This is a genomic window from Scandinavium sp., assembly GCF_051650185.1.
Lineage (GTDB): Bacteria > Pseudomonadota > Gammaproteobacteria > Enterobacterales > Enterobacteriaceae > Scandinavium.
The window spans coordinates 1-8,038 of sequence record NZ_JBOFIN010000040.1 but is presented as its reverse complement, the minus strand read 5'-3'; the positions used below and the strand labels follow the sequence as shown (position 1 = coordinate 8,038).

Genomic DNA, 8,038 nt, shown 5'->3' with positions numbered 1-8,038 from the left:
TGAAACGCGGCTTTCGCTCACCGTTTCGAGGTCCCGTATAATACGTTTTCCTCATTCAGAGTCAAGCGTTTATTTTCGCTTTTCTCTGTCAGAATTTCCGGAGAAACCCTGCTGACCCGGGGCTTGCTTGCCGTTGTTCCGTGTCAGTGGAGGCGCATTATAGGGAGTTATTCCGGGGTGGCAAGCAGAAATCTAAAAAAACTTTTCAACCGCTCAAATTCCAGGCTTCATGCCGTTTTTAGCGACTATTTGCGCACAAGCTGAGCAATTTCACGGGCAAAATTCGTTACCTGCTGCCAATCGGTGTACACCACTTCTTTACTCGTATCCGTTTCTCCCCCTGTCATCTTCATAATCAGGCGGATCATCATGCGGTCATACCAGGTGTAACGCGGATAACGCAAAGCTCCCGCGAAGACAGCACAGCGATCGGGCTGCCAGGGGGAGTTCAGTAAGAACTTGCGCGTATAGCTGTTCGTTTGAGGCGTGCGCTTTTCAGGTTTGCGCGCAACCAGGTTCACCGTATAGAAAGCACTGGGCAGTTGCTTTAACGCTTGCTGATGCTTTTTCACAAAGCTGTCGAGCGTGGAATGAAAGTGCCCATAACGAATAGAAGCACCAATCACCACGCCGTCGTAGTCTGCCCATGTAATAGCTTCTGCGCGATGCAGATTAACCACATCAACATCAAACGCCTGCTCTTTCAGTTCTGACGCCAGAGAAGAAGCGATCTCACGCGTCTGTCCATCACGCGTCGAGAAGAGAATCAATATTTTCACAAAGGCTCCTGTTATTCGCGCCAGAAAGTCGGTGTAAAAAGCACCAACAAGGTAAAGACTTCCAGACGACCAAACAGCATATTGGCAATCAGGATCCATTTTGCCACCGGGTTCATACTGGCGAAGTTATCCGCTACCACGCCCAGCCCTGGTCCAAGGTTATTGAGCGTTGCCACAACGGAGGCAAACGCAGAGAAGTCATCCACGCCCGTGGCGATAATCGCCAGCATACTGATAATGAATACCAGAGCATAAGCAGAGAAGAATCCCCACACTGCTTCCAGAATACGTTCCGGCAGTGCGCGATTCCCCAGCTTGATACTGTAAACGGCATTCGGGTGCACCAGGCGTTTCAGCTCCCGGTTCCCTTGCTTAAACAGAAGAAGGATACGAATCACCTTCAGGCCGCCACCGGTTGATCCCGCGCAGCCGCCAATAAAAGCAGAACACAATAGCAGTACCGGCAGGAACAATGGCCAGCGCGCAATGCTGTCTGTGGTAAAGCCTGCCGTCGTTGCCATTGAGACAACCTGGAAGAAAGCCTGGTTAAGCGTCGTCAACGCCGAGGTGTAGACATCGTGAAGAAACAGCACCAGCGTACAGACAATCACCAGGGTCAGCTGGACGCCGATAAACATGCGAAATTCCGGATCACGCCAGTACACCTTAAGACTACGGCCACTTAATAAAGAGAAGTGCAGGCCGTAATTACAGCCCGAGATCAGCAAGAAGATAGCAATAATGGTATTGATAGTCGGGCTGTTGAAGTAACCCACGCTCGCATCGTGCGTGGAGAAGCCCCCAATGGCGATAGTGGCAAAGCTGTGGCCGATGGCATCAAAAGCAGGCATCCCCGCAAACCACAAGGCCAATGCGCAAGCGACAGTCAGTAATACATAAATGAGCCAAAGCGTTTTTGCCGTTTCAGCAATTCGCGGGCGCATCTTGTTGTCTTTAAGCGGCCCAGGCATTTCCGCGCGATAAAGCTGCATGCCGCCGACGCCCAGTATTGGCAGGATAGCCACCGCCAATACAATTATCCCCATCCCGCCAAACCACTGCAGCATTTGCCGGTAGAAGAGGATGGCATGAGGTAAGGAATCCAGCCCCACCAGCGTCGTTGCGCCTGTGGTCGTCAACCCTGAGAACGATTCAAAGAAAGCATCGGTGATCGTCAGGTTCGGTTGTTCAGAAAAGATAAAGGGCAGCGCACCCACGCTTCCCAGCACGGTCCAGAACAGCACCACGATAAGGAACCCTTCGCGGGATTTAAGCTCACCCTTTTGTTTGCGGTTTGGCCACCACAGCAGGGACCCAATCGCCAGCGCGACGAAAAAGGTCTGGGTAAATGCCCGTCCAGCCCCGTCCCGATAAATCAATGCCACCAGACCAGGCACAATCATGGTGCCTGAAAACAGAATGACCAGCAGTCCAACGATTCGGGTTATGGCACGAAAATGCATCTCTGCCGCTTCCTTAGATAAACAGAAAATAGACCGGGGATTATTCGTCAATCCTGCGTAATTGCAACGCACCGCGACTAAAATCAGCCAGTTTTGTCGAAAAAGACGCCAGTTCGGCCTGCGGAAGCGCCACCGTGAGATGAACGGAGGCCTGATAATCACTGCTCGCGATTTTACCGCCAAACTGGGCGAGCAGTGTTTCAATACCTGACAGCTGAGCGTACTCGCACTGCAAAGTATATTCCGTTAAGGGTGTTTTGCGTTGGGTGGTGAGCTGCGCCAACGCCTGGTTCACGCCGCCACCATACGCTTTGACCAGACCACCTGTTCCAAGCAGAACGCCGCCGTAGTAACGAACGACCACAGCGGTAATTTCACCCACGCCGCTGCCCATTAGCTGGGCCAGCATCGGTTTACCCGCCGTGCCCGCCGGTTCACCATCATCAGAGAATCCCAGCTGCTGTGAATCGTCAGGCGGCCCGGCGACCCACGCCACACAATGGTGACGCGCGTCGGGGTGCTCATTTCTGACGGATTCAACAAACGCTTTTGCCGCTTCCACGCCCTCAGTGTGCGCGAGTAACGTAATGAAGCGGCTCTTTTTGATCTCTTCGACGAAAGAGACCGGTGCTGCGGGGATAAGCCAACTTTCCATCAAGCCAGCTTCAGATCCCGGGTCATGTTTTCAATGCTGTTTTCGTGGATAACCACGTTATCTTCGATACGGATGCCACCAAAGGGTTTCATCGCTTCGATTTTCTGCCAGTTGAAGTGCTTACTGAACTGCCCTTCACGCCATGGCGCCAGCAGGGATTCAATAAAGTAGATGCCCGGTTCGATGGTCAGCACCATGCGCGGTTGCAGAATGCGGGTACAGCGCAGGTAAGGATATTTCGACGGCGCGGCGAGATGCGTGCCCTGATCGTCCTGCATAAACCCGGCAACGTCGTGGACTTGCAGACCCAGCGGATGGCCTAAACCGTGTGGCATAAATGGCCCGGTGAGATTGTTCTCCACCATCGCCTCTTCGCTCATGTCGGTCAGGATCTGGTGCTTACGCAGCAACTTCGCGATGCGCTGATGAAACTGGATGTGATAATCAACGTAGCTCACACCCGCTTTCAGCGTATCGATCAGGGCCAGCTGCTCGGCATTCACATCTTTAATCAACTGCGCAAATTCCGTATCGGCATTACCCGCCCAGGTACGGGTCAGGTCAGCGGCGTAACCGTTGTACTCAGCGCCAGCGTCCAGCAGGAAGCTGCGCATTTCAGACGGCGCGCGATGATCCAGCTTGGTGTAATGCAGAACGGACGCGTGTTCATTCAGCGCCACGATATTGCTGTAAGGCACATCGGTGTCGCGATGACCGGTCGCGGTCAGGTAAGCAAGGTTGATATCGAACTCGCTCATGCCGGACAGGAACGCTTCGTGCGCCACCTGATGGCCATTCACCGCCATCTTCTGCGCTTCACGCATGCAGGAGAGTTCGTAATCGGTTTTATAAGAACGGTAGTAATGCAGGTAATCAATCACCCCTTTCGGGTTGATGTTGGCGGCGCTGATATCAAGCCCCAGCGCACGCTCCGCAACCGGGCCGATATAAGCGATATTGCCGCGAGCAGCAGGCAACTGGCTGCCAATGCCATCCGCTTTCGGCAGCGCGATGACTTCCACGTCATGGGTCCAGAAGGAATCAGGCAGCGGTTCAACGTTGTGCCAGTAATCCACCGGCAGATAGAACCACAGCTTCGGCTTGTTGACACCATCCACCAGCAGCCAGCAGTTTGGCACCTGAGTCACCGGCACCCACGCTTTGAACTGCGGGTTAACTTTGAACGGATAAGGATGGTCATCTAAAAAAACGTTAACCAGCTCGCCGGAGTGAATCAACAGCGCATCCAGTTTAAAACGATCCAGCACGTTACGCGCACGCTCTTGCAACGTATCGATATGATTTTTATAAAGAGTTGCCAGTGAATCCATGATTTTCCCTTCTGTCTTTTCGACCGTAATTCCCCGCATCTTAGCACATCACCCTGAGGGTGCGTGATTTCTGCCGAGCGTGATCCAGACGTCATTTTCTTAAACAGTCATTTGCAATTTATTAACATAAAATCCACACTCCGTCTCATCTGGTAAGACCAGTAACTTTGCTGGATTCAGGAGACTGACATGCTCTACAAAGGCGACACCCTGTACCTCGACTGGCTGGAAGATGGCATTGCCGAACTGGTGTTCGATGCCCCAGGCTCAGTGAACAAGCTCGATACCGCAACCGTAGCCAGCCTCGGCCAGGCGCTGGACGTCCTTGAAAAACAAAAAGATCTGAAGGGCGTAGTGCTACGTTCTGAGAAAGCCGCGTTTATCGTCGGCGCCGATATCACTGAATTCCTGGGCCTGTTCCAGGTGCCGCAGGAACAGCTGAGCCAGTGGCTGCATTTCGCCAACAGCGTCTTTAATCGACTGGAAGATTTACCTGTTCCGACGATTTCCGCTATCAACGGCTACGCACTGGGCGGCGGCTGTGAATGCGTGCTGGCAACAGACTATCGTCTGGCCACCCCTGATCTGCGTATCGGTCTGCCAGAAACCAAACTGGGCATCATGCCTGGCTTCGGGGGATCTGTTCGTTTACCGCGCCTGCTCGGTGCGGATAGCGCGCTGGAAATCATCGCGGCGGGTAAAGATGTCGGCGCGGAAGAGGCGCAGAAAATCGGTCTTGTCGACGGTGTGGTGAAACCTGAAAAGCTGCGCGAGGGTGCGATTGCCATTCTGCGTCAGGCCATTAGCGGCGATCTGGACTGGAAAGCCAAACGCCAGCCGAAACTGGACCCGCTGAAACTCAGCAAAATTGAAGCCACCATGAGTTTTACCATCGCCAAAGGCATGGTGATGCAGACCGCTGGCAAGCATTACCCGGCGCCCATCACCGCCGTGAAAACGATTGAAGCTGCCGCACGCTTAGGCCGCGATCAGGCGCTGGTGCTTGAGAATCAAAGCTTTGTTCCTCTGGCACACTCCAACGAAGCCCGCGCGCTGGTTGGCATCTTCCTTAATGATCAGTTTGTTAAGGCTCAGGCGAAGAAACTGACCAAAAACGTCGAGACGCCAAAACAGGCCGCCGTACTGGGTGCCGGGATCATGGGCGGCGGTATCGCTTACCAGTCAGCCTGGAAAGGCGTGCCGGTTATCATGAAGGACATCAACGATAAATCGCTGACGCTTGGCATGAACGAAGCGGCCAAGCTGCTGAACAAACAGCTTGAGCGCGGAAAAATTAATGGCCTGAAGCTTGCTGGCGTTATCTCGACGATTTACCCGACACTCGACTACGCCGGATTTGAGCGTGTTGATGTGGTGGTTGAAGCCGTTGTGGAGAACCCGAAAGTGAAGAAAGCGGTGCTGGCAGAAACCGAGGACAAAGTCCGCCCGGATGCCGTGCTGGCTTCTAACACCTCCACCATTCCCATCGGCGAACTGGCAAGCGTGCTGAAGCGTCCGGAAAACTTCTGCGGCATGCACTTCTTTAACCCGGTTCACCGTATGCCGCTGGTTGAAGTGATTCGCGGCAAGAAAACGTCTGACGACACCATTGCGAAAGTGGTCGCCTGGGCCAGCAAAATGGGCAAAACCCCGATTGTGGTTAACGACTGCCCGGGCTTCTTCGTCAACCGCGTGCTGTTCCCTTACTTTGCCGGTTTCAGCCAGTTGCTGCGTGACGGCGCTGACTTCCACAAAGTCGATAAAGTGATGGAAAAAGTGTTCGGCTGGCCGATGGGCCCGGCTTACCTGCTGGACGTGGTCGGTATCGACACCGCACATCACGCCCAGGCGGTGATGGCGGCTGGCTTCCCGCAGCGTATGCAGAAAGATTATCGCGACGCTATCGATGCTCTTTTCGACGCTAACCGCTATGGCCAGAAAAATGGCCTCGGTTTCTGGCGCTACAAAGAAGACAGCAAAGGCAAACCGAAGAAAGAGGAAGATCCTGCGGTGGAAGCTCTGCTCGCCGAAGTCAGCCAGCAGAAGCGCGACTTCAGCGACGAAGAGATTATCGCCCGTATGATGATCCCAATGGTCAATGAAGTGGTGCGCTGCCTGGAAGAAGGCATTATCGCCACGCCAGCAGAAGCCGATATGGCACTGGTTTATGGCCTGGGCTTCCCTCCGTTCCACGGCGGCGCATTCCGCTGGCTGGATACGCTCGGCAGCGCGAAATACCTCGATATGGCGCAACAGTATCAGCAGCTTGGTCCGTTGTACGAAGTCCCGGAAGGCCTGCGCAGCAAAGCACGCCACAACGAAGCATATTATCCACCGGTTGAACCTGCCCGTCCGGTGGGTGAGCTGAAAACGGCTTAAGGAGTCACAATGGAACAGGTTGTCATTGTCGATGCAATTCGTACCCCGATGGGCCGTTCAAAAGGCGGCGCATTCCGTAACGTGCGTGCAGAGGATCTCTCGGCGCACCTGATGCGTAGCCTGCTGTCGCGTAACCCCGAGCTCGATCCAGCCGCGCTGGACGATATCTACTGGGGCTGCGTGCAGCAGACGCTGGAGCAGGGCTTCAACATTGCGCGTAACGCCGCGCTGCTGGCGGAAATCCCTCATTCCGTTCCCGCTGTCACAGTGAACCGTCTGTGTGGCTCTTCCATGCAGGCATTGCACGATGCGGCACGCATGATCATGACCGGTGACGCACAGGCGTGTCTGATTGGCGGCGTGGAGCATATGGGCCACGTGCCGATGAGCCACGGCGTTGATTTCCACCCGGGCATGAGCCGCAACGTGGCGAAAGCCGCTGGCATGATGGGGCTGACAGCAGAAATGCTCTCTCGTATGCACGGCATCAGCCGTGAAATGCAGGACCAGTTTGCCGCACGTTCTCATGCTCGCGCCTGGGCCGCCACGCAATCCGGTGCCTTCAAAAATGAAATCATCCCGACCGGTGGGCATGACGCTGACGGCGTGCTGAAGCAGTTTACTTATGACGAAGTGATCCGCCCGGAAACCACCGTCGAAGCGCTGTCTACCCTGCGCCCGGCTTTTGATCCCGTAACCGGCACCGTAACGGCGGGAACCTCTTCCGCCTTGTCTGATGGGGCGTCAGCCATGCTGGTGATGAGCGAAAGCCGTGCTCGTGAACTGGGCCTGAAACCGCGCGCGCGTATTCGTTCGATGGCCGTTGTCGGATGCGATCCCTCCATCATGGGTTACGGCCCGGTTCCGGCGTCTAAACTGGCGCTGAAAAAAGCCGGCCTGACGACCAGTGATATCGATCTGTTTGAGATGAACGAAGCGTTTGCCGCGCAGATCCTGCCGTGCATTAAAGATCTGGGCCTGATGGAGCAAATCGACCAGAAGATCAACCTTAACGGCGGCGCGATCGCTCTGGGTCATCCGCTGGGTTGTTCGGGTGCACGTATCAGCACCACGCTGCTCAACCTGATGGAACGCAAAGACGCCCAGTTTGGTCTGGCGACAATGTGTATCGGTTTGGGTCAGGGGATCGCAACGGTATTTGAAAGGGTTTAACAGACAAAAGCCGGGGCAATGCCCCGGCCCGAAAAGCGTTACAGCGTAGAGTACAAGTTTAGTTGCCGTTCTTCCCGCCTGTCAGGGGCGGGTTTTTTATTTATTCCCGCGCCCCTTTGGGGTGTACGGTCCGGGGACATCATGAACACTTGTTCGGGGACATGGTAGACACTTACAACTAAGGCATAAGAACCCGTTTATGGAGTCGCTTATGCCCTGGGATGCGAGAGATACCATGTCATTACGTACCGAGTTTGT

General features: G+C 54.6%; 6 protein-coding genes. 2 read left to right on the top strand and 4 right to left on the bottom strand.

Features of this window, described 5'->3' with window-relative positions; genetic code table 11:
* Positions 1-245: 245 nt before the first annotated feature.
* The 4 genes from hemG to pepQ are packed head-to-tail and all read right to left on the bottom strand — an operon-like array spanning position 246 to position 4,228.
* The gene (gene hemG / locus ACRCWW_RS05220) at positions 246-779 is read right to left on the bottom strand and encodes a menaquinone-dependent protoporphyrinogen IX dehydrogenase (RefSeq protein WP_438681464.1); all 534 of its coding nucleotides are present in this window, start codon (positions 777-779) and stop codon (positions 246-248) included.
* 11 nt (positions 780-790) lie between these two features.
* The gene (trkH, locus tag ACRCWW_RS05215) at positions 791-2,242 is read right to left on the bottom strand and encodes a Trk system potassium transporter TrkH (RefSeq protein ID WP_330985890.1); all 1,452 of its coding nucleotides are present in this window, start codon (positions 2,240-2,242) and stop codon (positions 791-793) included.
* A 40-nt stretch (positions 2,243-2,282) separates the two neighbouring features.
* Entirely contained in the window at positions 2,283-2,897 is a 615-nt protein-coding gene (locus ACRCWW_RS05210; RefSeq protein WP_438681463.1) for an IMPACT family protein, read from the bottom strand.
* On the bottom strand, positions 2,897-4,228 hold the full coding sequence (gene pepQ, locus ACRCWW_RS05205; protein ID WP_438681462.1) for a Xaa-Pro dipeptidase: 1,332 nt from the start codon (positions 4,226-4,228) through the stop codon (positions 2,897-2,899). The genes ACRCWW_RS05210 and pepQ overlap by 1 nt, the downstream gene beginning before the upstream one ends.
* 189 nt (positions 4,229-4,417) lie before the next feature.
* On the opposite strand from pepQ, the gene fadB reads away from it, so the two are divergent.
* Both fadB and fadA read left to right on the top strand, forming a co-directional pair.
* Entirely contained in the window at positions 4,418-6,607 is a 2,190-nt protein-coding gene (fadB, locus tag ACRCWW_RS05200; RefSeq protein WP_438681461.1) for a fatty acid oxidation complex subunit alpha FadB, read from the top strand.
* A gap of 9 nt (positions 6,608-6,616) precedes the next feature.
* Positions 6,617-7,780 (top strand): acetyl-CoA C-acyltransferase FadA, encoded by a 1,164-nt coding sequence (fadA, locus tag ACRCWW_RS05195; protein WP_438681460.1) that lies wholly within the window; start codon positions 6,617-6,619, stop codon positions 7,778-7,780.
* The last annotated feature ends 258 nt before the right edge of the window (positions 7,781-8,038 follow it).

Bases quoted from the DNA above. Each gene is read 5' to 3' on its own strand.
- trkH (WP_330985890.1), bottom strand. From the start codon at position 2,242: ATGCATTTTCGTGCCATAACCCGAATCGTTGGACTGCTGGTCATTCTG.
- ACRCWW_RS05210 (WP_438681463.1), bottom strand. From the start codon at position 2,897: ATGGAAAGTTGGCTTATCCCCGCAGCACCGGTCTCTTTCGTCGAAGAG.
- pepQ (WP_438681462.1), bottom strand. From the start codon at position 4,228: ATGGATTCACTGGCAACTCTTTATAAAAATCATATCGATACGTTGCAA.
- fadB (WP_438681461.1), top strand. From the start codon at position 4,418: ATGCTCTACAAAGGCGACACCCTGTACCTCGACTGGCTGGAAGATGGC.
- fadA (WP_438681460.1), top strand. From the start codon at position 6,617: ATGGAACAGGTTGTCATTGTCGATGCAATTCGTACCCCGATGGGCCGT.